The organism is Pseudophaeobacter profundi (genome assembly GCF_029697505.1).
GTDB lineage: Bacteria > Pseudomonadota > Alphaproteobacteria > Rhodobacterales > Rhodobacteraceae > Pseudophaeobacter > Pseudophaeobacter profundi.
Window position 1 is genome coordinate 1 of record NZ_JARJEF010000139.1, and the last position, 337, is coordinate 337.

Annotated in this window: 1 protein-coding gene; it reads right to left on the minus strand. The window is 59.6% G+C overall.

The genetic code is table 11. From position 1 onward, the window contains the following. Positions 1–336 (minus strand): carboxylesterase family protein (locus P2081_RS20555; protein ID WP_278924645.1); only part of this gene is annotated, 336 nt, incomplete at its 3' end. Position 337 lies beyond the last annotated feature (1 nt).

Here is a 337-nt window from a genome sequence, read left to right on the forward strand (position 1 = left end):
GGGGCAGCCAAGCTCCTTGGCCACAAGTAGAGCCTTGTCCAGCGGCCGAGGTTGAAACGTACACTGGCACAGCGACGACCCGCTCTGGAGGATGGCCTTGTGGAACAGACCTTTGGACAGTGGTGAGAGGATGTGGTAGTGCACGGAGGCCCCGCCGGCGCTCTCCCCGAAGATGGTGACGTTGCCGGGGTCCCCACCGAAGCTGGCGATGTGATCGTGCACCCACTGCAACGCCAGCTTCTGGTCCTTCAGCCCGTTGTTGCCGGGCACTGACTCGTTCTCCAGTGACAAGAATCCAAATATTCCACATCTGTAGTTGATGGAGACGAGGACAATG